The organism is Microcoleus sp. PH2017_28_MFU_U_A (genome assembly GCF_020738035.1).
Classification (GTDB): Bacteria; Cyanobacteriota; Cyanobacteriia; order Cyanobacteriales; family Microcoleaceae; genus Microcoleus.
The window spans coordinates 1-22,214 of record NZ_JAEQCX010000073.1; the positions used below are offsets into that span (position 1 = coordinate 1).

At 45.2% G+C, this 22,214-nt stretch carries 20 protein-coding genes; 10 read left to right on the forward strand and 10 right to left on the reverse strand.

Going from position 1 to position 22,214, the window contains the following annotated elements:
• The 5 genes from JGK14_RS17985 to JGK14_RS18005 all read left to right on the forward strand — a co-directional run.
• Positions 1-1,780, forward strand: a 1,780-nt coding sequence (locus tag JGK14_RS17985) for a CHAT domain-containing protein (RefSeq protein ID WP_325315333.1), incomplete at its 5' end; no start/stop codon positions are given.
• Positions 1,781-1,975: 195 nt separating this feature from the next.
• Complete coding sequence (locus tag JGK14_RS17990; protein ID WP_293184294.1) at positions 1,976-2,293, forward strand: hypothetical protein; 318 nt, start codon at positions 1,976-1,978, stop codon at positions 2,291-2,293.
• A 16-nt stretch (positions 2,294-2,309) separates the two neighbouring features.
• Positions 2,310-3,716 (forward strand): hypothetical protein, encoded by a 1,407-nt coding sequence (locus tag JGK14_RS17995; RefSeq protein WP_325315334.1) that lies wholly within the window; start codon positions 2,310-2,312, stop codon positions 3,714-3,716.
• A gap of 254 nt (positions 3,717-3,970) precedes the next feature.
• Complete coding sequence (gene trpS / locus JGK14_RS18000) at positions 3,971-4,981, forward strand: tryptophan--tRNA ligase (RefSeq protein ID WP_325315335.1); 1,011 nt, start codon at positions 3,971-3,973, stop codon at positions 4,979-4,981.
• A 186-nt stretch (positions 4,982-5,167) separates the two neighbouring features.
• Positions 5,168-6,058 carry a methylenetetrahydrofolate reductase gene (locus JGK14_RS18005; protein ID WP_293184303.1) on the forward strand — a complete coding sequence of 297 codons (891 nt, stop codon included), beginning with the start codon at positions 5,168-5,170 and terminating at the stop codon, positions 6,056-6,058.
• Positions 6,059-6,261: 203 nt separating this feature from the next.
• Here JGK14_RS18005 and JGK14_RS18010 read toward each other — a convergent pair whose 3' ends face one another.
• Positions 6,262-6,444: a hypothetical protein gene (locus JGK14_RS18010; protein ID WP_293196139.1), complete on the reverse strand. Its 183-nt coding sequence runs from the start codon at positions 6,442-6,444 to the stop codon at positions 6,262-6,264.
• Between the two features lie 294 nt (positions 6,445-6,738).
• On the opposite strand from JGK14_RS18010, the gene JGK14_RS18015 reads away from it, so the two are divergent.
• Both JGK14_RS18015 and JGK14_RS18020 read left to right on the forward strand, forming a co-directional pair.
• Positions 6,739-8,175, forward strand: a complete 1,437-nt coding sequence (locus tag JGK14_RS18015) for an esterase/lipase family protein (protein ID WP_293184306.1) — start codon at positions 6,739-6,741, stop codon at positions 8,173-8,175.
• A gap of 425 nt (positions 8,176-8,600) precedes the next feature.
• Positions 8,601-10,268, forward strand: coding sequence for a mucoidy inhibitor MuiA family protein (locus JGK14_RS18020; protein WP_325315336.1), 1,668 nt, complete (start codon positions 8,601-8,603; stop codon positions 10,266-10,268).
• 252 nt (positions 10,269-10,520) lie between these two features.
• Here JGK14_RS18020 and JGK14_RS18025 read toward each other — a convergent pair whose 3' ends face one another.
• The 7 genes from JGK14_RS18025 to JGK14_RS18055 all read right to left on the reverse strand — a co-directional run bounded on the left by JGK14_RS18025 (position 10,521) and on the right by JGK14_RS18055 (position 16,455).
• On the reverse strand, positions 10,521-11,501 hold the full coding sequence (locus JGK14_RS18025) for an SGNH/GDSL hydrolase family protein (protein WP_325315337.1): 981 nt from the start codon (positions 11,499-11,501) through the stop codon (positions 10,521-10,523).
• A gap of 4 nt (positions 11,502-11,505) precedes the next feature.
• The gene (locus tag JGK14_RS18030; RefSeq protein ID WP_293184314.1) at positions 11,506-11,997 is read right to left on the reverse strand and encodes a YajQ family cyclic di-GMP-binding protein; all 492 of its coding nucleotides are present in this window, start codon (positions 11,995-11,997) and stop codon (positions 11,506-11,508) included.
• A gap of 215 nt (positions 11,998-12,212) precedes the next feature.
• On the reverse strand, positions 12,213-12,629 hold the full coding sequence (locus tag JGK14_RS18035) for an MAPEG family protein (RefSeq protein ID WP_293184317.1): 417 nt from the start codon (positions 12,627-12,629) through the stop codon (positions 12,213-12,215).
• 15 nt (positions 12,630-12,644) lie between these two features.
• Complete coding sequence (locus JGK14_RS18040; RefSeq protein WP_293131869.1) at positions 12,645-13,148, reverse strand: DNA recombination-mediator protein A; 504 nt, start codon at positions 13,146-13,148, stop codon at positions 12,645-12,647.
• 314 nt (positions 13,149-13,462) lie between these two features.
• Complete coding sequence (locus tag JGK14_RS18045; protein WP_293184320.1) at positions 13,463-14,560, reverse strand: phosphotransacetylase family protein; 1,098 nt, start codon at positions 14,558-14,560, stop codon at positions 13,463-13,465.
• 1,216 nt (positions 14,561-15,776) lie between these two features.
• Entirely contained in the window at positions 15,777-16,151 is a 375-nt protein-coding gene (ebsA, locus tag JGK14_RS18050; RefSeq protein WP_293184323.1) for a type IV pilus biogenesis protein EbsA, read from the reverse strand.
• Between the two features lie 100 nt (positions 16,152-16,251).
• Complete coding sequence (locus JGK14_RS18055) at positions 16,252-16,455, reverse strand: hypothetical protein (RefSeq protein ID WP_293184326.1); 204 nt, start codon at positions 16,453-16,455, stop codon at positions 16,252-16,254.
• Positions 16,456-16,678: 223 nt separating this feature from the next.
• On the opposite strand from JGK14_RS18055, the gene JGK14_RS18060 reads away from it, so the two are divergent.
• Positions 16,679-18,202, forward strand: a complete 1,524-nt coding sequence (locus JGK14_RS18060) for a glycosyltransferase (protein ID WP_325315338.1) — start codon at positions 16,679-16,681, stop codon at positions 18,200-18,202.
• A gap of 255 nt (positions 18,203-18,457) precedes the next feature.
• On the opposite strand, the gene JGK14_RS18065 is transcribed toward JGK14_RS18060, so the two are convergent.
• A complete protein-coding gene (locus tag JGK14_RS18065) occupies positions 18,458-18,712 on the reverse strand; it encodes a hypothetical protein (RefSeq protein WP_293203137.1) in 255 nt (84 codons plus the stop codon).
• A gap of 107 nt (positions 18,713-18,819) precedes the next feature.
• Between JGK14_RS18065 and JGK14_RS18070 the strand changes: the two genes are divergently transcribed.
• Complete coding sequence (locus JGK14_RS18070) at positions 18,820-20,049, forward strand: succinate--CoA ligase subunit beta (protein WP_293213257.1); 1,230 nt, start codon at positions 18,820-18,822, stop codon at positions 20,047-20,049.
• Positions 20,050-20,133: 84 nt separating this feature from the next.
• Complete coding sequence (locus JGK14_RS18075) at positions 20,134-21,030, forward strand: succinate--CoA ligase subunit alpha (RefSeq protein WP_293184334.1); 897 nt, start codon at positions 20,134-20,136, stop codon at positions 21,028-21,030.
• A 525-nt stretch (positions 21,031-21,555) separates the two neighbouring features.
• Here JGK14_RS18075 and JGK14_RS18080 read toward each other — a convergent pair.
• Complete coding sequence (locus JGK14_RS18080) at positions 21,556-22,131, reverse strand: alpha/beta hydrolase (protein WP_293218884.1); 576 nt, start codon at positions 22,129-22,131, stop codon at positions 21,556-21,558.
• Positions 22,132-22,214 lie beyond the last annotated feature (83 nt).

A 22,214-nucleotide genomic window follows, 5' to 3' on the forward strand; every position in this document is an offset into this window, starting at 1 on the left:
TTACCTCTACAGAATCAGAGGGGAAAAAGCCGAGAATCTGGAATTGGCGATCGCTGCTTTACTGGCATCCTTGGAAGTTTACACCCCCGACGCATTTCCGATCGATCATGCTGAAACCTTATATAATCTCGGAGTTGCCTACCAGAATAATTCCCAACTCCCAGAAGCTTACAATACCTTTAACTCGGCCATCGAGACAGTCGAATCAATGCGGAGGGAAATCATTATCGGTGGCGAAGCAGATAGACAAAAATTGGCTGAAGAATGGAATATACTTTATCAGCGCATGGTAGAAGTTTGCCTACAAATGGAAAACTCCACTGCCGCCCTAGAATACGTCGAACGCAGCAAAACCAGAAACCTCGTAGAATTGTTTCACAAAGCCCGCAGCCTCCCCAGCCAAGTACAGCGGATTAGTTTTGCAGAAATTCGCAGCCTGTTAGCTGAAAACGAAGCAATTTTAGAATGGTACATTACCTATAACAGCTTTAAAGTTTTCATTATCACCCGCGACTCTCCTCAACCGGATATCTGGCAATCTTCCTATCAAGACTTGCAAGCATTAGAAGAGTTACAACAGGAATATCTCAACGACATCGAAGACGAGGAAAAATACGACAACTGGAAAAACCAACTAGACAGCCGCCTGGAAAAATTAGCCGAGATTCTGCACATCGACGAAATAATTTCTCGCCTCCCCGAAAACTGCCAAAAATTAATCTTAGTTCCCTTCCGATACTTGCACCTATTCCCCCTACACGCCCTCACCAGCAGCCGACAAAAACCCGACAAAACCGTAGAAACTGGATGTCTTCTCGAACTTTTCCCCGGTGGCGTGAGATACACACCCAGTTGCCAACTTTTGCAATTATCTCAGCGGGTAAATCTGACAGCCGAAGACACATCACCCAGCAAATTTTTTGCCATCCAAAACCCCACAGAAGACTTAGACTTCACCGACATCGAAGTCGAAGCCATTGCCAAATCCTTCAATCCCGCCGAAGTATTGAGTCGGCAAAACGCCAGCAAAGCAGGATTGCAACAACAAATTGCCAGCTTGCAAAATGCCGATATCGCCCACTTTTCCTGTCACGGCTTCTTCGACTTTCTCAATCCCGAAAAATCATCTTTAATCCTAGCCGGTGCAAAAGTAACCCCCCTTAATCCCCCCTTGCTAAGGGGGGAGACAGGAGAAGATTTATCCTTGGTAAGTGAGGAAACTGGAGGTAATGAAACTCCCCCCCTTAGCAAGGGGGGGCTGGGGGGGGTTCCCTCCGATGAAAACCGTTATATTCGTTCCCGCCGAGGCGAAACCTTCGACATCACAGAATGCCTGACACTGACAGAAATCTTTGATTTGCAGTTAAGTAAGTGTCGTTTAGTAGCCCTTTCTGCCTGCGAAACTGGGTTAACCGATGCCAGGAATAGCACAGATGAGTATATCGGATTGACTAGCGGTTTTTTGTACGCCGGAACCACGAATGTGATTAGCACATTATGGGCTGTCAATGACGTATCTACGGCGATTTTAATGATAAAATTTTATGAGTTATTTCGTTCAGAAAGTCGGCCCGCTGTGTCGATTGCTTTGCGGGAGTCTCAGTTGTGGCTGCGGAGTTTGACTGTTAAAAGTTTGCTAGAATGGGTGGAAGTGTCGCAGTTGCTGAGTCACGAACATAAACAGAAAATTCAAGGCAAATACAGACGCGGTTACAAACAGGATTATCAACCTTATGAGTCTCCCGTATACTGGGCCGCTTTCTGTGCAGTTGGACAATAAGGGTGGGTATCAGAAACCGGGTTTCTTCCGAGATTTTTTGTTCCCGTTGAGATTTATCATAGAAACCCGGTTTCTTTTCGGCAATAAGTGTGGGTATCAGAAACCGGGTTTCTTCCGAGATTTTTTGTTCCCGTTGAGATTTATCATAGAAACCCGGTTTCTTTGACCTTAGTATAATGAAAGGAGAAATTAGCAATGACAGATGAACAATTTATTGCAGGCTTCCTAAAAGTCTTTGAAACCAAACCCGAAATATTTGAACAAGGCGGGGCGGTTGACGCTTTAGCAAATCTCAGCAACACGATATCCCAGATGGCGGATTCATCCAACAAGGAAGTAGCCGATGCCATTGGTAATTGGTGTGCAGACTATCCTAAAATAACAGATGAAATCAATTTAACGGCTAGAAAACTAAAACCAGAAGCCACCAAGACAGAAGGAGTAAACGAAAGACTATCAAACCGCTACCCAGAATTACCGGAAAATCTCAAAAAACGCCTTCCCAAATCCTAGCCACCGCGCCAATAACATGAGTGATATAATTTCTGCCCCCAATGTTTATTTATACGCTTTCCAACTGCAAAGAAACAGTAAGGGCAGCAATAATCCTCTCTGGAAACACTGCGACAATATCCTCGCCAACTTCACCGATGAAAGGGTAACACCCAATCTAGTTTTTCCCCAAAATTCCCACAGCAACCGCAACGATTTACTTCCCAATGTCTCGCTAGGATTCAACAGCTATCCACCCATAGAAGGTTTTGTGCAACCGCTACAAATTCAAAAAGATAGCTATGCTTTTTGCTTAAATATCGGTTGCCCGGAAGATGGCACGGCTGATAATGTAGATGTCGATCTAATCCAGAAATTTAACCTAAATCAAGCCTTACTTATCGATGGCGATGACAACTTTTTAGGTCAAACTCTCCTAATCACTGCATGGCTTCCTGAACACTCCTCAGATAATTTAGATGCCCTCAAACCCCTTGCTGATAATTGCCGCAATGCTTTATTTCAAGGCAATTCACTACCTCCATTCTACCGTTCCGGGAAATTGTTCGGTAGTCCGATTTTTGAATACGGTTCAATTGTCGATATTGCGAATTACCGCCATTTGCTTGTCTGGCTGCTTGTTGACAAACAAACCGACGAAAATTTTAACACTTGCCAGGAAGAAATATTTGACCTACTATTTTACCGCAACAAAATCATCAAAGTTTTTCAAGACAGCCGCCTGATTTACGACGAACTCGATCGCGAATACGGCATTATTGAGAAAAATGTGGAGATATTGCAGGCTCAATTTTCCAGAGGAACCCTCTTAACTGCCGCCCAATTGCAAGAATTTCAGGAACAGCTAAAGCAACTCTTCAGCAAAGCTGTAACTTATACTCGCCTGCTGCGGAAACTCGAAGATTATGACAATACAATTGCCCTAAATCTTAACAATTACACTGACATTTTGCAGAAAATATGTGATATACTAGGAACCGATAAGGAAGAACTATCAATATTAAATAACTTCAGTAGAAAAACGGCTCCTTATATGCGATCGCAAATAGCAGGCGACTTAGGATATTTCCGCCACGGGACAAACTTAATCGACCAGGCGATCGCCTCAATTCGCGGCATAGTAGAAATAGAACAAGCCAGGAGCGATCGCACCAACCAACTCGCACTCCGCAACAGCGAGGACAAAGAGAAATATCGGGACGATCGCCTACAAAGCACAGTACAGGCGATCGGCGTCGGTTTAGCAGCCGGAGGCATCGCAGCATCCAGCGGCACAGACGAACTCTTTAAGACAGTCCAAAACCATCACATCCCAGTTGTCATGCACCTGCATCCCTTTGCATTCTCGTTTTTGTTGAGTTGCGCGATCGCCCTTGTCGCCGCCAGCATCACTTGGTGCCTCACTAAACCGAAAAACAGTTGATAGTTGGTAGGGGCGGTGCCCCCGTGCCCGCCCTGACAGTTGATAGTAGACAGCGAACTTTTTAAGACAGGAATTTAAACCTATTTATAAAAACAATCCACCTTAAATACCCCGTTAATTCTTCAGTCTCGCGTTGCGCGGACTTTGTTTTTGTAGACGCGGTTTCAACCGCCGAGTGAATTTGAACAAAAAGCATCTGAGATCCAAATAACGTGTCAATATAGAGAATGTGACTTCAATTCTATTCTTTCCTCATGGGCAAACAGCGCGTTCTTTCAGGAGTTCAGCCAACAGGCAATCTTCACCTCGGTAACTATCTCGGTGCCATTCGCAACTGGGTAGAAGGTCAAAGCCAGTACGAAAATTACTTGTGCGTAGTCGATTTGCACGCAATTACGGCACCGCACAATCCAGCAACCCTAGCCTCCGACAGTTACACACTCGCCGCTCTCTATTTAGCTTGCGGCATCGATTTAGAATATTGTACTATTTTCATCCAATCCCACGTCTCGGCTCACGCAGAACTAGCATGGCTGCTCAACTGCATTACGCCGATTAACTGGCTCGAAGATATGATTCAGTTTAAAGAAAAAGCAGTTAAACAAGGAGAAAATGTTAACGCCGGCTTGTTGAATTATCCCGTATTGATGGCAGCAGATATCTTGCTTTACGATGCCGACAAAGTGCCTGTGGGAGAAGACCAAAAACAGCATTTGGAACTCACCCGCGATATTGTCATCAGATTAAACCACCAATTCGGTACACCAGAAAAACCCATTTTGAAACTGCCCGAACCGTTAATTCGGACTGAGGGCGCGAGGGTAATGAGTTTGACAGATGGTACGCGTAAAATGTCAAAATCTGACCCTTCAGAACAAAGTAGAATTAATTTGTTGGATTCGCCAGATACAATTAGCAAAAAAATCAAGCGCTGCAAAACCGATGCCGTGCGGGGCTTAACTTTCGACGATCCCGATCGCCCGGAAGCGAGAAATTTGCTAACACTTTATCTCCTGCTTTCCGGCAAATCGAAGGAAGAAGTAGCAGCGGAATGTGAAAATATGGGTTGGGGAGATTTCAAACCATTGTTGACAGAGACGACAATTAATGCCCTCAAACCTATTCAGGATAAATACAAAGAAATAATGGACGAACCGGGATATTTAGAATCTGTACTCCGTCAAGGAAGAGAACAAGCAGAAACTATTGCCAACCAAACTTTGAATAAGGTTAAAACTGCTTTTGGTTATTCTCTACCTAATTAGTCAGTAGTTATTAGTTATTGGTTATTGGTTATTGGTTATTAGTTATTGGTTACTGGTTATTGGTTATTGCAAAACTTCAAAAACAACAAATAACAAATAACAAATAACAAATAACAACTAACAAATAACAACTAACAACTGTCAACTGCCAACTGTCAACTGTCAACTGTCAACTGTCAACTAACTATGAACCGTTTTCGCACAGCCTGTACAACTCCCGGAGAATTCATAATTACCGCCGAAGTTGCCCCGCCCAAAGGTGGCGATATGGCGCACACCTTGGCAATGGCTGAACTTCTGAAAAACAGAGTGCACGCCATTAACATCACAGACGGAAGCCGCGCAGTTCTGCGAATGTGTCCCCTAGCCGTTTCCGCAATTCTATTGCAGCGGGGAATTGAGCCGATTTGTCAAGTTGCTTGTCGCGATCGCAATCAAATAGGCCTGCAAGCCGATCTCATGGGAGCGCACGCCTTAGGCATCCATAATATCTTGGCACTCACCGGCGATCCAGTCAAAGCAGGCGACCATCCAAAGGCCAAAAGTGTATTCGATTTAGAATCAGTGCGGCTGCTACAAGTCATTCAAAAAATGAACGGCGGCCTTGACTGGAATGACAAAGCTTTAACAGACGGAGTTACCGATTTATTTGTCGGTGCCGCTGTCGATCCGCAATGCCCCAGTTGGTCGGGTTTACAAAGCCGATTTGAGAAAAAAGTCGAAGCTGGAGCCCAGTTTTTTCAGAGCCAATTAATTACAGATTTTGACGTTTTAGATAAGTTTATGCAGCAAATTGCTGCTGGCTGCAACAAACCAATTTTAGCAGGAATCTTTTTGTTTAAATCAGCTAAAAATGCTGAATTTATAAAAAAATACGTACCGGGAGTTCACATACCGCAAGAGACGATCGACCGTTTGGCAAACTCCCCACAACCCTTGCAGGAAGGCATAAGAATTGCAGCCGAACAAGTCAAACTAGCGCGGCAATTGTGTCAAGGAGTGCACATGATGGCCGTCAAGCGAGAAGATTTGATTCCGCAAATATTGGATTTGGCTGGTATCGAGCCGCTGAGCTAAAATTGAGTTACTGCTAGCATTTTAAAATCCACAGGACAGTCATGGTTCGGGAGCATCTCAGTTTTGCATTTACAGCGCTGTCCCCGCGTGCTTCTACACGCGAGCGGGGACAGCACGGAAGATAAAAATGCTTCTTGCAAAACAGAGATGCTCCCCGCACGACCTCCGTCAATATGAGATTATAACTAATAACTTATATCCGGTCACGGTTCGCCCTCTTTAAAAACCAGATGCAGCCCTCCGCCAGAAGTCGCACCACAATAATAAACCCGTAGTACCAGCCATTTACTTGCAACAAAGCCGATCGCATTTCTCACTCTCAACTCACAGAATCCCGTTTGCAGCACTGAAATTCTAGGAGTGCCACTCAAATGAGTGTCACTCAAATGAGTGTCACTCGAAAATGCGACTGGGCGATCGCTCGGTGCGATCGCTACAACAGTTGTAGATGCTTGGAAACAAAGGGATTGAGATATTCAGGCTTTGTTTATTTGGTACATCAATCAAAAAAAAAGCTTCTTTATGGAAAAAATCACAAATTGATTTAGGAAATCTCTGAATAGTAACTTGTAAAAAAGTACAAAAGACAATGAATGATTAAACAATTAACCCAAAAGGCTTAGTTGCTCACCTACTAATATATAATCGTCGAAACTACGTTCAAATTAAGGACTTAAGTTATGCCGCGCCCCATAGTTCTCATACACGGTTACTCAGCTAATTCAACGGCTTTTAGTGAGTGGGAAAAAATTCTTGAAACTCACTACAAAAACAGAGAGATTATAGTCCTCCATACAGCTAGCTATAAATCTCTTACTAATGAGATAACCATCAAAGATATTGCTGAAGCATTTGACCGAGTGCTTCGCTCCTATATTGAAGATGATGAATTTGATGCCATTGTTCATTCAACTGGAATGCTAGTTATTCGCGCTTGGTTAACTACTTACGCCTATGCTGCTAATGTCAATCGTCGGAGTCGCCTCAAACACTTGATTGGATTAGCACCAGCAACTTTTGGCTCTCCTTTAGCCCATAAAGGAAGAAGTTGGTTGGGTTCGGTTATAACCGGACATAAAATACTTGGGCCTGATTTTCTCGAAGCTGGAAATCTGATTTTGGATAATCTTGAATTAGGTAGTCGTTTCACTTGGGATCTTGCTCATCTTGACTTAATTGGCTCTGCCCAAAATAAACCCAAAAATGAGCCCTACTATGGCGAAGATAACAAGACGCCTTATGTGTTTATTTTCTGTGGCAATCAGGGATATGACGGATTGAGGGGATTAGCTAATACTGCTGGATCTGATGGTACTGTGAGATGGGCAGGTTGCGCTCTTAACAGCCGCAAATTAATTCTTGATTTGACGCAAGATCCATCTCAAAATAAAGACAAGCCTGTAGAAGAACGAGGCAAACCAGACGAACATCCAGAACACCAGATTGATATTCCACTGGTGCTAATTGATGGTCACAATCACAATACAATTGTGCATAATCCTAGAAAAAATCCAGACTTTATTGAGTTGGTTCTACAAGCTTTAGATGTTTCTGATAAAGACAGTTTTGGTAGCTGGACAGCTAAGGCTCAAGCTCATATGGAGAGCATGAAAAATACAAAAGGAGAGCAATGGGAAGAATGGCAACAGTTTATTATTCGTGTTGTAGATGAGCGTCTCGATCCAGTTACAGATTGGAATGTTCAGTTTTTGATGAAGGATAAAGAGGGCAAAGAATTTTGGTTAGATGACAAGTCATATTTAGATGTTCATACCTACACTAAGGACAAAAGTTTGCGATGTTTTCATGTCAATTTAAGTAAACTGAAGCCGGAAAGCCTTTCTGAATTATGTATGAAGTTGATTGTTTCATCTGGAACTAGCCTTGTGGCGTATTACGGTTGTGGAAGTGGAAAAATTACTCTAGAGGGCGAGCCACAACAGTCAGATGGAAGATGGGATGCAGAATTGAACTTAGATCATCTTCTAAATGCAAAAGTTAAATTTTTCTGTCCTTTTACAACTACTCTTATTGAGATTCGTCTGAATCGCGAACCAATGCCAATAAACAGAGCGAAAGAAAATTCTATTTTAACTTTTGTAGAGAAGCCAAAGTAAGGTTTGTAGAGCAAGAAAGCGAGGCTCTCACTTTAATCTGGTTCTTACCAAAAATATAGCGGGACTGCTATTGGTATATAGCGATTCTCAAAAATATGAGGTACGTTGTTGGGAAGAGAGCCCTATACGTTTCAGTCGTTATATAACCTGTCAGTCATACCTCACCTTTTTGAGAAAGGCTATAGGTAAGTAGACAGGAAAATTTATCGTGGAAACAAGGCAGATGGCCGAAGGGAGAACGGAAAAGGGTTTTAGTTAAGTTTACTTTTCGTTACATATTTCTATTTATTGGGGCGTTTCTACTGATGAGGGAATTGCTAGCAGCGAATTGCTGCCTGAGTTAGACTTATCTTTATGGAAGCGCTACATTTTGTTGGCGCCGCCATTGGAACCATTAAAAGAGTTTCGTAAAGGCATTAGTAGCAATGACTGATTCAAATTTGCTCGATCGCGATAATATCAAAATAGTAGAATCGCAAATTTCAGAAGTTACTGTGTACACCGATCGCGCTTTGATAACCCGCCGTGGCACAGTAGCCCTGACGGGAAACGAGTGCGAATTAACTGTAGCCTCTCTCCCCACAACCCTCGAAACCGAGTCAGTCAGGGCTACCGGTGCAGGTACAGTCGCCGTGCGATTGCTGGGAGTGCACACCGAAACTCTCTTTCACAGCGAACCTACGGGCGATCGCATCGCCGAATTAACCGCACAAATCCAAGAGTTAGAAACCCAAAAACGCGCCATAAAAGACCAAATCGCCTCCCGAAAAATTCAACTCAACTTTGTTGAAAATTTGAGCGAAAAAAGCGTCAGTTCCTTTGCTAGCAGCATTTCCAAGCAGCAGATCGGTTTGAACGAAGCCGGCGAATTGCTCAATTTTTTAGGCAGTAATTATAAAAAGTACATAAGTGCGATCGCCCAACACGAAAGACAGCAGCGAGACTTAGACAAGCAAATAGAAGCATTGCGCCAGCAGTTGCGACAAGTACAAACTCCCTATTCCCAGCAAAGTTTTAACATCATTGTGGCGATCGAACCCAGCGGCAGCGGCAATTTTGAACTAGAAGTTTCCTATGTAGTAACGCGAGCCCGTTGGACTCCCCTGTACGACTTGCGAGTCAATACCACCAACAACCAAATCAATCTCAATTACCTAGCCGAAGTCAACCAAAACACAGGCGAAGATTGGACGGGAGTAGCGCTGACTTTATCCACAGCCAAACCCGGAATGGGAACTTTGCCACCAAAACTCCAACCCTGGTTTATCGATATTGTTCGCCCAAAACCTGCTCCAACCGCAGAATTTATGAAAGCACGACGCGTACAGACTGAGGATGCAGAAATGGGAACAGATTATTGTATAGAATTAGAGATGGAAAACGAGCCACAATTTGCAATGATGGCTATGCGAAGTGCTGCTCCCGCACCAGAACCTATAGCAGCTCAAACGGCGACAGCAAGAGTATCTAAAGAAGGCAGCACCGTTTCATTTCAAGTCGGAGGAAATACCAATATTCCCAGCGACGGCACACCGCACAAAGTCACTATTTTCAGCGATAATTATCCCTCTAAACCTGAATACATCGCCATTCCTCATTTAGTCAGTTTCGCTTATTTGCAAGCAATTGTCACCAATCCGACGACAGGTGCAACTCTGCTGCCCGGTAAAGCCAATATCTTTCGCGACAATACTTTTGTCGGTAATGTGCAGTTAGAAAATGTTTCCCCTGGCGAAGAATTTAAGCTTAATTTAGGAATAGATGAAGGCTTAAAAATAGAGCGAGAATTAGTGGAAAGACAAGTCGATAAAAAACTGATCGGCAATCAGCGGCGCACGACTTACGCCTATCGGTTAATTTTGACCAACTTGCACCAAGTGCCTGCTAAGTTGACACTAAAAGAGCAACTTCCAGTCACTCGAAAGGAGCAAATAAAAGTGCGGTTGACTCAGACTAATCCGAAGATAGTAGCAGGTGAAATGGGACTCTTGGAATGGATAATTTCTCTGCCACCGCAAGCCAAGCAAGAGTTATATTACCAGTTTGTGGTCGAACATCCTCCCGAGTTAACAGTCATCGGTTTAGATATTTAATTAGGATTTACACTCTCAAGCTGTAGCGCCAGCTACAGCTTATATCAATTATGCAAAATATTGCTAAATATCAGTTAAAAGCGAGCATTTGTACGGAAACGGCTGAGATTAATACTAATTTAAAAAAATGATGCAACACTCTTCCATAGTCTTGTAAGGGCAATCCCACGCCCGATCGCCCGATAGATATGGGGTAGGCTTTCTTGGCACTACCCCTACAAATTTTGTGAATCATTTAGGATTGCTGTAGCACTATTTTTCAGAATTGGTATTGGTTAATGAGCAAGCAGCTAATTTTTTCTCAGTACACAACTGCTGAAACAATAAATCTGCGATTGATTCATAAGCTGGGGCTGTGGGGTGTACGCCATCCCGAAAATAACTTTCTACCGTGGTTTTCGGCAATTTTGACCAGGCTGCGTGAGTGTCTATGAGTGGAATTTTCAAAGCTTTTAGCCGATCGACAAACTGGGATTTAAACCTCGGCTGATTCGGTACCGGCAGTAAATCGGAGCGATCGCAAGTATACAACACAAACAACGGAATATTCGACTCTCGCACCAAAGCCACTATTTGCTCAAATCGCTGCATATTTTCCCTAAACCGTTGCGTTTCCGGCACTGGCACACCCCCCACAGGGGAATTCGGCACAAAAACACTGGAAAATCGGGGCATAACGTATCTGTCAAACACTTCTTGAATTGCCAATAACGGTTGGCGATTCGGCATCAGGGGGTTATTTTTGAGTCCCGCGCTGGTACTTGAAGGTTGTAGCAAATCGTGAGTACCAATTTGCAAAATCACAGCATCGCTTTCAAAAGTGCCAAACTTGCGAATATATCCCAATTGATTGCCAATTCCCCAAGATCCCGCAGAAGCATTTAGCACCTGAACCTGCTTTTTGATGCCCAACAAACGCGCTGCCAACAATTCTGTAATAGTTTCTGCCTGATCCGTGCTATTATTGCCATTGAGAACCGAGTCTCCTGTCATCAAAATTCTGATAGTACCTTCAGGCTTGGCTGAATCGATTTGTTCAGACCGTTGAGAAAATTGATTGTACTGAAGTCTATTGCCAAAACGATATACAAGTTGATTTGGTGCAAATATATACCCAGCCTCAGCATCAGCTTGCAGCAAAGCAGGATTTCCGAATCCCAGCAAGCGCAACGCAAGTTCTATCGCACTCAAAAATGCGATCGCACAACCGGGCATCCAATACCTAGCTTTCACAAACCTACCTGTAATTGGTAAACTGCAAAGCCATCGGATAATCTTCTTGCTTCAAGCGTTGAATTACCAACTGCAAATCATCCTTATCCTTGGCAGAAACGCGGACTGCATCACCTTGAATCGAGCCTTGAATTTTTTTAAATTCATCTCGAATTAATTTAGTGATTTTTTTGGCAATTTCCTGATCAATCCCTTTTTTGAGTTTGATTTCTTGGCGTACTCTAGTACCACTAGCAGCTTCAATTTTGCCGTAATCAAAAATTTTCAGAGATAAATTCCGCTTAGCGGCTTTTGTTTGCAAAACAGTGTGAATGGCATCGAGAGTAAATTCGCTGTCCGTATTGACAGTAATCGATTCTGCGCCCAATTCCACGGTGGTTTTGGTATCTTTCAAGTCGTAGCGGCTTTGAATTTCCCGCACTGTTTGGTCAACGGCGTTAACTAATTCTTGCCTGTCGAACTCGCTGACAATATCAAATGAATAATTAGCAGCCATAAATTAGTAATTGGTAAATTGGTAATTGGCCCGCGCAGGTCATTGGCCCGCGCAGGGCATTGGGGAATGGGGAATGGGGAATGGGGAATGGGGAATGGGTGGTTGGTAGTTAGTAGTTCGTAGTTGGTAATTAGTCATTAATTAAGCGTCTCTCAACTAATGACAACTAACAACTAACAACTAACAACTAACAACTAACAACTGACAACTGACAATTACCCATTAACAGCCATCAAACTGAAATAGAATAAAGAGAAAGTGCAAGTAGAACTAATCGCAAACATGAGCGATCGCCCCAGAGGCACATTCAGAATATAGAAAACCGAAAACAACAATCGGGCTACAGGAAAAGCGATTCCAGCCCAGCCCGCCGCCTCCGAATCTATTCCTGTCACAAAAGCCATCAAAGCCGCCGCTGAAAACAGCATAAACGTCTCAAACGAATTTTGGTGAGCCCAAGTTGCCCGCTGAGCGTAACCGGGCAACCTATCAAACATAGCGCGAGGTGCTGCTTGGTCATAGCCTAGCTGCAACCGAGCAAGGGCAACCACCAAAAACGGTGCGTAAACCAGCGCAGCAGCAGCAGCAACAGAATCAAGCAAAATAACCGACACAGGCAATCCCAACAACATCATCCGCCTCGCATTTCAATCAAAATAGAACAGAGTAACCACTTTGCGCTGTTCCTCCGCATCCTGGCAAGTTTTCAGCAAAGTGTGGCTTTCGTGAAAAGCAAAACAGATCAGTTGCTGACAGCGAGAAATAATCTCCTGATTGCACATGGCGCTGGCTTCCGGGAGAGACAAGCTGTCATTTTTGGGATTTTCTACCAAATGTATGACTTGTTCGAGCTGCTCGCGGGACTCCCGAGGCTGGCGGCTCATGCTTTGCGGCAAAATCACCGTCAGCAGATTAGGATCTGCTCGCATTGCCCCCCGAATTGCGGCTGAATTGGTGCCTGTAGCCCCCGATGTGATGAGCTGGTTGCCTCCCAGAACTAAGGCGTAGCTCAGCATCTCAATTAGCTGCTGGTGGGTAATAGGAACGTGGCGAGAACCCAAAAGAGCAACCCGCTTGGAGCTTGTTTGCTGGATCGCCGCAAGTTCTTGTAAAAAATCATCAACTCTGGGTAGCTCAATTGATTGACTCAAAGAATTTATTAAATTAAATAAAACTACGTTGTGGATTCTAGCAGACTAACTAGCAATTGCCACCAAAAAGAAGTTAAGAATTGCTGATTAACGGTATCTGACTAGAGGAGCGGGAGATTTGAGGAACCCAGAAGGCAGAATGTCTAAAAGCATTCGGCAGCCAGAGCAGAAGGTACGATTCAATAAAAATTGAGGATTTAAGAATTTTGAGTTTTTATTTTTTAAACCAAAAATCCTCTCTGCCTTCTTGCCTCTGCCGAATATGTTGTTCGCTCAGTTCCCGCTGCCGAATACCTTCAGATCCGGTGGCCTTGTTAATGAACTCGATCGCCCAAACCCAATGATGCCATCATGGCCTTAAGGTCAAAGTGTTCTGCCATTAGCTGAGTAACGCATTCCACCTTGATGCGTTCGTGCAGGCGCACGCTGCCAAAGGTGCTGTCGATAATTTCCACCGTGGTTAAGGTATCCAAATCAACAGATAAAACTGGAATTTCCATTTCTTCTGCTCTGCCGATTACCAAGGGAGAAGGAGGCAAGTGGCCTGTGAGAATTAAGCACTGAGTCGAGCTTTCCAGAGCCGCGAGCTGAATGTCCGTGCGATCGCCCCCGGTGACTACCGCCATATTTCTGGCTTTGCGGAAATACTTCATAGCTGAGCTAACATTCATCGCACCAATTGTCAAGGTTTCCACCATCAAATCCAAGCGGTCTCGACGGCAGAGAACATCAGCTTTCAATTGGTGGACTAATTCTTTGACGCTGACACTCCGCAGCAAAGCGCTTCTCGGCAGCATTCCCAAAACTGGAATACCGCTAGCTTCCAGAAAAGGGCGCACAGTCGCAGTTACGGATTCAAGTTTGTCGGAGGGAACATCGTTGAGCACGACGCCTATCAAGCGCGAGCCCAAGCGCCGCTTCGCTGACAGCAAATCGTCTATATAAAGATCGATCGGGCGCACTACCAGCAGCACAGAGGCATCAATGGCATCAGCGATTTGAGACAAAGACAAGTCAAACAGACTGCCTTCCTCCAAATTAGCAGGGCCTTCTAACAGCACCAAGTCTCCGCTGGGATTTTGCAAATATTGCGCCAGAGACTGGCGGTAATCTGTCTTGTCTTCTTGGCGCAAACGCTTGTGAACCGTCTCTTCGTCCAAATACAGCAGTGTTGACGGCATCTGACTTTCTGAGAGTTTAAGCGTCTCTACCGCGAACCGCACATCTTCCTCCGCCACTCCAGCTCCCTCCGAGCTGAAACAGGTTCCCAGCGGTTTGCCGTAGGCGATTGCCATTCCTTGTTCCCGGAGTGCCAGCGCCATCCCCAGGGCGATCGCGGACTTGCCGCTGTAAGCTTTTGTCGAACCGATCAGCAAATATTTAGTCAATTTGGGTACGCCTTCTCTCCTCAATTTGCACCTGTCTATTTAAATAAATTTAGTTTATTCAACAGTATTTTCGCACTGCGAGTCAATTTCGCAATATGATTATACTCGATTTTGTCACTTTTGTGCAGAGCGTTTTTTTGAGGGGAACTTTTATTCATTTGTTCGCCACCCTTTTGTTAGCTTTTTTTACATCTTTATTTTCATGTTTTTTCGATTTTCGGTTGTTAAGAACTATTTGTCAACAGCATTTAAAAATAATAATTTTATAATAAATATTTGAGTGATAAATAAACCTATCGATCAAGGCAGATGCAACGTATATAATAGACGCAGAGGCCTTTCAATATAGGAAAGCAATTTTTGCACTCTTGTCTAATGATGCAATAACTCAGTTATAGCGATTCTCAATTTCCGTAAGGTACACGGGATCCTTAATTACATGGCTTACAAACAAACCTCAAGAAACTGGGTTTTTCACAAAATGTGAGTTTTTTGGGCTAGTATTTTCGTAAAAAAGCCCGGTTTCTGCCAACACCTACGTCCAGGACTAAGGAGCGCAAATTAAATAATTTACACATATTTGTGGAATGGGCGTCCCGCCCGTTCAGAAAGGACGGGCGGGACGCCCATTCCACAAGAATAATAAAAATTGTAAGTTATTTAATTCTCATTCCTAAGTTACCAATTACGAAAAATTCAAGCGTCGATCGCTGTTGTTGAGCAAGGCTATAGTACAATACGGTTCACTTAACACTTTTTATGCCCCGGATATCCCCCTAAATCCCCCTTAAGAAGGGGGACTTTAAGAGCTTTCTTGTCCCACCCCCTACTCCCCTTGGGAAGGGGGGTTAGGGGGATCTGTCTTAAGTGAACAGTATTGGGCTATAGTATTGCGCCTTCTGAAATACAAGGCTTGCGCATGGGAGGCGAGAAACTCGGTTTATTCGTAGATTTCTCGTTACTAAGGAATGAAAATTAAATAACTTCCACTCTTGAAAGTGGGATGGGCGGGACGCCCATCCCACCATAACAATTAAAATTGTAAGTTATTTAATTCGCGATCCTAAACACAAAATCTCGTAGAAACCGAGTTTCACTCTTGTCGCAAGCGCGTAACTCCTCAAAATAGAAATAGCGCACCAATAATATAATCTCGCCGTCCCGATGGCATTACATTATTAGCGCGCATTTTAGGGCCGCAATCAATTACAAACTTTTGGGAGCGCGGGTGCGGTGAAAATTAGTCATCCATACGCATCAGCTTGCGGTAAAACGTTTTAGAAAAATCGACGGTACGAGTCCGCTGAAAAGTTAGGAGTACCTCAATTAAACAACTGACAAACTCAGAACTTTGCATAGTCACTTCGTAGCTGAGTTCAGCATTACCGTCAAACAACACCCGACAGCGGGTCAAATCCATCGGCAGCGACGAGATATTCCAACTAGCGACAAAGGGTATATCTTCGCCGCCGTCAATTTTTCTTGCCCCCTCCAAGCTTTTGAGCTTGTAGAGGCCAATAGCGTGGGGCAAGAACTTGCGCCTGGGCTCTTGATAGAAAGGCGCGTAGACTTTCACTTCTTTGTCGTCGGCTGGTTTCAGTTGAGGAAGAGACATATTTCCGCATCCTGACAGTGGGTTGAGATCATCTGCAAAAACTAGCAGATATTCCTGGTCGATCGCAAGCAAAACTCAGTCTATTTTGGATTTGGGGATTTTAGATTTTAGATTTTAGATTTACAAGAACAGATGAATCTGCTGAAGTGGCGAGTTTGAACAGGAGTCTAAAATTTGGCGTGGCGAATGACTTAAGTCGCTGGCTGGTATCCGTTTTTGGATGAATCATCCCCAATACTCTATGCAATTCCAGTTTAGCAGTGCCGTACTCTTGGGCGATCGCGCACAAACGAGCTCCGGTCAATCGATTTTAGATTTTAGATTTTAGATTTTAGAGGCCACCCCACGGATAAATTCGGGGGAAAAGAGGATTTTCGATTTTCGATTTGGGATTGATTCCACGGATAAATCACGTGGCGGGTACCATCAATCAATTCTTGGTCAGCTTTCGACAAAAGCCCAGAAACTGGTACAGTGGATACTTATCTCTAAAATCAAAAACTATTGGTGGTTGAATCAAGTAACTTATGCAGGAGAGTTCTTGGCCGGAAAACGACACTCGCAGCGAGCTTAAGTTGGACATCCCCGATCTAGCTCAAGAAGAGCTCAAGAGTTTGACCTCGAACTCCAAGCTCGGCAAAATATTTGGCATCCCAGACATTGGCGACAGGGTGTTTGACGCGGAAACTTCATCAGAGCTCCCGGTGGCGGTGTCTGTGCCGGGATCTCCCTCTTTTCCTCAAAATCTGTACCGGGGACGGCGGGGAAAAGCCGCCGCGTTGCTGACTGCGATTTGGGGTGGCACGATCGCCCTACACTTGATTTCTTGGGGTGCGTGGGTAGTGTGGGGTTTGACGGGACTGCTGTGGATGCAAGCATTTCGAGTGTTGTTTGCCCAGCCCAAGCCCGCACTGCCGCCTCTGGCCGATGAAAATCGAGAAGATTGGCCCTACGTCTCGCTGCTGGTGGCGGCGAAAAATGAGGAAGCGGTGATTGCCCGATTCGTGCAATCAATCTGCAATGTAGATTACCCGATCGACCGCTACGAAGTTTGGGCGATCGACGATCGCAGCAGCGACGGCACGGCGCTAGTATTGGAACAGCTAACCAAACAGTACCCGCAGCTCAAAGTATTTAGCAGAGGAGCAAATGCCAGCGGTGGCAAGTCGGGAGCCCTGAATGAAGTTTTGCCGCTGACTCGCGGGGAATTTGTGGGAATATTTGACGCCGACGCGACGGTAACGCCGGATTTGCTGCGCCGGGTGCTGCCGGTGTTCGAGAGACAAAAGGTAGGGGCGGTGCAAGTCAGAAAGGCGATCGCCAATGCAGCAGTAAATGTGTGGACTCGCGGCCAAGAAGCAGAAATGGCTCTCGACAGTTTTTTCCAGCAGCAACGGATTGCGATCGGCGGCATTGGAGAATTGCGCGGTAACGGCCAATTCATGCGCCGCACTGCCTTAGAAAGCTGTGGCGGCTGGAACGAGGAAACCATTACCGACGACCTGGATTTGACCGTGAGGCTCCACCTAGACCAGTGGGACATTGAATTTCTGGCTTTCCCAGCCGTGTCAGAAGAAGGAGTTACCAACGCTCGCGCCCTGTGGCACCAGCGCAATCGGTGGGCAGAAGGTGGCTATCAGCGTTATCTTGACTACTGGCAGCTAATTTTGCGGAACCGGATGGGAACTGGGAAAACTTGGGATTTATTTGGATTTTGGGTATCTCAATATTTCTTGCCGACAGTAGCGCTGCCTGACTTTTTGATGTCAATTGCGCTGCGCCGGATGCCGATCGCCAGTCCGATAACTGTGATGACTCTTACTTTGTCCGTGGTGGGAATGTTTGTCGGTTTGCGGCGCACTCGCAAAGAGACTAAATTTGACATTAAAAGAGTTTTTGTCACCTTGCTGCAAACGCTGCGGGGTACTGTGTATATGTTGCACTGGCTGCTGGTAGGGATTGTGACGGCTCGGATTTCGGTGCGTCCCAAGCGGCTGAAATGGGTTAAAACTGTTCATCAAGGCACTGCTAAGTTGACAGTTGAAAGTTGACAGTTGACAGTTGACAGTTGACAGAAGGAAGAAGTCATTAGTCATTATTTATTGGGAAGGAGTCATTAGTTATTGGGAAGGAGTTATTAGTTATTGAGGAAAAGGGATAAAATACACATGACAAGCTTAAAAGCAAGTCGTATTTGATGCTTGATTAGATTAATTTACTTGTAATCAATTGATAATTAGCTCCCAGAAATATCTGGAAACAGTATTGCCAAAACTCCGAAGAAAAAACAACTACTAACCATCTCCCTACTCTGTCCCGCCCAAGCTAGTCAAATCTTGCAATTGTCGATCGCAAAACAAAAAGTACAAAATAGCGTAATAAGTGATATAGCCTTTCTCAAAAAGATGAGGTATAATTGACAGCTTATAAACCACCCAGACGTATAGGGCCTTCTTCCCAACAACGTCCGCGAATCTTTCTGGTAACAAGTGATATGCCAGGAATACTACATAAGTAATCGGCAATATACAAAGTTGAGAATCAAAAGAGATAAAAACCATAACTTTTAATTTTTAACTTGACATAAAGCCAATTATTATCTATTAATAATGAATTGCCAAAAACGACGAATTGCTTGTTGCCAAATACCCGTCACCCGTTATTAAAAATGGATTTGTTAGAGTACCAAGCCAAATCTTTATTTCGTCAGATGGCAATTCCGATTTTGCCGTCGCAGCGGATTGACAAACCCGCCGATCTCAAAGGGCTGAAAATTCCTTACCCAGTTGTCCTGAAGTCGCAAGTGCGGGCTGGGGGACGAGGCCGGGCGGGTGGCATTAAATTTGTGGAAAATACGATCGACGCAGTTGCTGCGGCTCAAACAATTTTTAATTTGCCGATCGAGGATGAATATCCGCAAGTCCTGTTAGCAGAAGCAAAGTACAACGCTGACCAAGAATTGTACTTAGCCGTACTCCTAGACCCGATCGCCCGCCGCCCGGTACTTCTGGGCTCCAGACAAGGAGGTATGGATGTCGAAGGGTCGATCGACCAAATGCAGCAAGTTGCCGTAGATCAGGAATTTTCGCCTTTCTACGCGAGGCGTCTGATGCTGAAAATGGGATTGCAGGGAGATTTGATTCAATCTGTCAGCACTATTGTCGAGAAAATGTATCGGCTGTTTGTCCAAAAGGATTTAGATTTAGTAGAAATCAATCCTCTCGGCATCAGTCCAACAGGAGAGTTAATGGCTTTAGACGGTAAAGTCAGCGCCAACGACGATGCCTTGGGGCGGCATCCAGACTTGGCAGCACTCTCGGGTAAAAAGCTCTTCAGCGGGTTGGGAGGGGACAGCAGAAATGCCTATGGGGGCGATCGCCGGAATTCCAACTCAAAGTCGCAGCAGTCGCCGGATCAGTTTGACTCCAAACCTCAATCCCCAATCTCGAATTCCGCATCTCTGGAATTAGTGGAACTAGACGGGAATGTCGGGATTTTGTGCAACGGAGTGGGCCTGACAATGGCAACTCTGGATGCTGTAGCTCACCAACGAGGAAAACCGGCTAATTTTGTCAACCTGGGTTCTTTAGATCGTTACGATGCAGTAAATGCCCTGCGCGATCGCACCGAGTTGGGTCTGGAGTTGGTCGCTCAGGATAAAAGCGTTAAGGTGATACTTGTAAATATTTTGGACAGTGCTTCCAAGAGTGAGGAAATCATCACCGCCATAGCGGGCTATTTGGAACGAAAAGCTCGCGCCAACCGGCACATTCAAGTTGTGCTGCGCCTGGTAGAGCTCGATGCTGATGCTGTTAAAAAGCGTTTCGGACAGTTGCCCGTGCAGCTAGCTAGCACTTTAGATGAAGCTGCGGCTCAAGCTGTATCATCTGCCAAGTAGCGACAGTCGATCGGCAAAACGAGAACTCTGGACAACATATGAAAGCCTTCTGCTTTTGAAAGATCGAGTTTTAACTAGGAAAAAATGAATTTAACTCCTGAAAGCAAAGTCCTAGTACAGGGCATTACAGAATCTCCCGCCTCAACGCGCGCCGCCCTGATGATGAAGGCATACGGCACTAATGTAGTCGCCGGTGTCAGTCCCGGTAGGGGAGGGCAGGAGTTGGAGGGAATTCCTATTTTTGATTTGGTAGAAGAAGCTGTGGCGGCAGTGGGTCATGTTGACACTACGGTAATTTTGGTAGAGGCTTACTGGGTGCTGGATGCGGCTCTAGAAGCGATCGCCGCCGGAATTAGGCAAATCGCGATCGTCACTGAGGGAGTGCCTCCTCTGGATATGGTGCGCTTAGTCAGAAAGGCAGAGGCCACAGAAACTTTAGTGATCGGGCCCAACAGTCCGGGGATTATTGTCCCTGACAAACTGCTGCTGGGAACTCACCCCAAGGAATTCTACACTCCGGGTTCGATCGGGGTAATCAGCCGCAGCAGCACTTTGACTTACGAAGTTGCTCTCGAACTGACTGAGGCAGGTTTGGGACAGTCGATGGCGGTTTGTATTGGCTGCGACGCGATTGTGGGTTCTTCTTTTATGCAGTGGCTGCAACTTTTGGACGAAGATGACAGTACGGAGGCGATGGTTTTAATTGGGGAAGTTGGCGGTTGGAGCGAACAAGCTGCTGCTTCTTACATCGCTTCGGCGATCGACAAACCTGTGGTTGCTTATTTGGCAGGCCGCTACGTTCCCAAGGGCCCGTCCTTGGGCCATGCCGGCATCCTGATCAGTTCTCGGGCTGCTGCCCAGAAAGCCTTTGGTGTTACGGTAGAGAACAAAATGGCTGCCTTTGAAGAGGCGGAAATACCCGTAGCTGCTCGGCCTTCGGAGGTTCCCAAGTTGCTCAAGAAGTTGCTCAAGAAAAATTAATTGCTTCTTGGTTTGTAGTAAGGACTTTAGTCCGCGTTTTTTGGTTTGTAGTAAGGACTTTAGTCCGCGCTTCTTAGTTTGATCGTTCGGAGTTTAGTCCGCGCTTCTTAGGAACGAAAATTTAATAACTTACACAAATTTGTGGGATGGGCGTCCCGCCCGTCTTTTCGGGACGGGCGGGACGCCCATCCCACAAGAACAATAAAAACTGTAAGTTATTTAATTTTCATTCCTTAGTTTGATCGTTCGGAGTTTAGTCCGCGCTTCTTAGGAACGAAAATTTAATAACTTACACAAGTTTGTGGGATGGGCGTCCCGCCCGTCTTTTCGGGACGGGCGGGACGCCCATCCCACAAGAACAATAACAGCGGGGGGGCTAGGGGGGGTCGAAGAGTGTTGCACAATTTTAGATAAATGGTATTATTTAATTTTCATTCCTTAGTTTGATCGTTCGGACTTTAGTCCGCCAAAAAAGTCTGAGGACTTTAGTCCTCACTACAAACCTGTGCGATCGAACTTTCAGTGCTATTTTGTCTGAGTTGTGCCCTTTGTCTCGCCCTTGGAATCTTGCAGTAGGGTGCCCATATTTCCAGCCAAACCCTGAATTTTCCCAACAGTCGCAGCAATGCTGGCAACATCTACGTAAACCTCCGGGAGAGGATACTTTTTCAAGATTTCCAACAGCGACACCTTACCATCGTCGCCGGCTGCCAGAATCAGCGCAGCCCGCATGGCTTTGCCACCTTCTGTGCGGCGCTGAGTCCGAATTGCTTGACCAATTTCATCAGTAATTTTTTCGCCTGGGGTGCTGTAAACTATCCGGGCGAGATTAGCTGGCTTTAAACCGATTTGTAAACCGATCAACCCCTGCAATGTTTTTGGATCCATTTTGGAGAACCCGATAATTTGTTTGAGGGTTGGCGTCGTCGTGCCATCTTTAGCAAAGTCTTCTAAGTCGCTGATATTGACGGCTTGGCGGATCGGGCCAAATGTCAGGACAACTTTTTCGGCCCCGAATGCTCTACTGCTGCTAGATAATATGCTCGCGCTTGCTCCTAAAACTAGGGCAATGCCGATCGATACCAATTTGTTTAACTTCATATCCAGTTTCTGCGATCGATTTGAGCGATCGATTAAAATTATGCTTTCGAGATTTGTACATTATAGATGCAGCAGTTATATTC

Excerpts from the sequence above, each read along its gene's own strand:
- JGK14_RS17995 (WP_325315334.1), top strand. The coding sequence starts at position 2,310 with ATGAGTGATATAATTTCTGCCCCCAATGTTTATTTATACGCTTTCCAA.
- JGK14_RS17990 (WP_293184294.1), top strand. The coding sequence starts at position 1,976 with ATGACAGATGAACAATTTATTGCAGGCTTCCTAAAAGTCTTTGAAACC.
- JGK14_RS18035 (WP_293184317.1), bottom strand. The coding sequence starts at position 12,629 with ATGTTGTTGGGATTGCCTGTGTCGGTTATTTTGCTTGATTCTGTTGCT.
- JGK14_RS18075 (WP_293184334.1), top strand. The coding sequence starts at position 20,134 with ATGAATTTAACTCCTGAAAGCAAAGTCCTAGTACAGGGCATTACAGAA.
- JGK14_RS18015 (WP_293184306.1), top strand. The coding sequence starts at position 6,739 with ATGCCGCGCCCCATAGTTCTCATACACGGTTACTCAGCTAATTCAACG.
- JGK14_RS18005 (WP_293184303.1), top strand. The coding sequence starts at position 5,168 with ATGAACCGTTTTCGCACAGCCTGTACAACTCCCGGAGAATTCATAATT.
- ebsA (WP_293184323.1), bottom strand. The coding sequence starts at position 16,151 with ATGTCTCTTCCTCAACTGAAACCAGCCGACGACAAAGAAGTGAAAGTC.
- JGK14_RS18070 (WP_293213257.1), top strand. The coding sequence starts at position 18,820 with ATGGATTTGTTAGAGTACCAAGCCAAATCTTTATTTCGTCAGATGGCA.
- JGK14_RS18065 (WP_293203137.1), bottom strand. The coding sequence starts at position 18,712 with ATGGTTTTTATCTCTTTTGATTCTCAACTTTGTATATTGCCGATTACT.
- JGK14_RS18060 (WP_325315338.1), top strand. The coding sequence starts at position 16,679 with ATGCAGGAGAGTTCTTGGCCGGAAAACGACACTCGCAGCGAGCTTAAG.
- JGK14_RS18080 (WP_293218884.1), bottom strand. The coding sequence starts at position 22,131 with ATGAAGTTAAACAAATTGGTATCGATCGGCATTGCCCTAGTTTTAGGA.
- JGK14_RS18020 (WP_325315336.1), top strand. The coding sequence starts at position 8,601 with ATGACTGATTCAAATTTGCTCGATCGCGATAATATCAAAATAGTAGAA.
- JGK14_RS18030 (WP_293184314.1), bottom strand. The coding sequence starts at position 11,997 with ATGGCTGCTAATTATTCATTTGATATTGTCAGCGAGTTCGACAGGCAA.
- trpS (WP_325315335.1), top strand. The coding sequence starts at position 3,971 with ATGGGCAAACAGCGCGTTCTTTCAGGAGTTCAGCCAACAGGCAATCTT.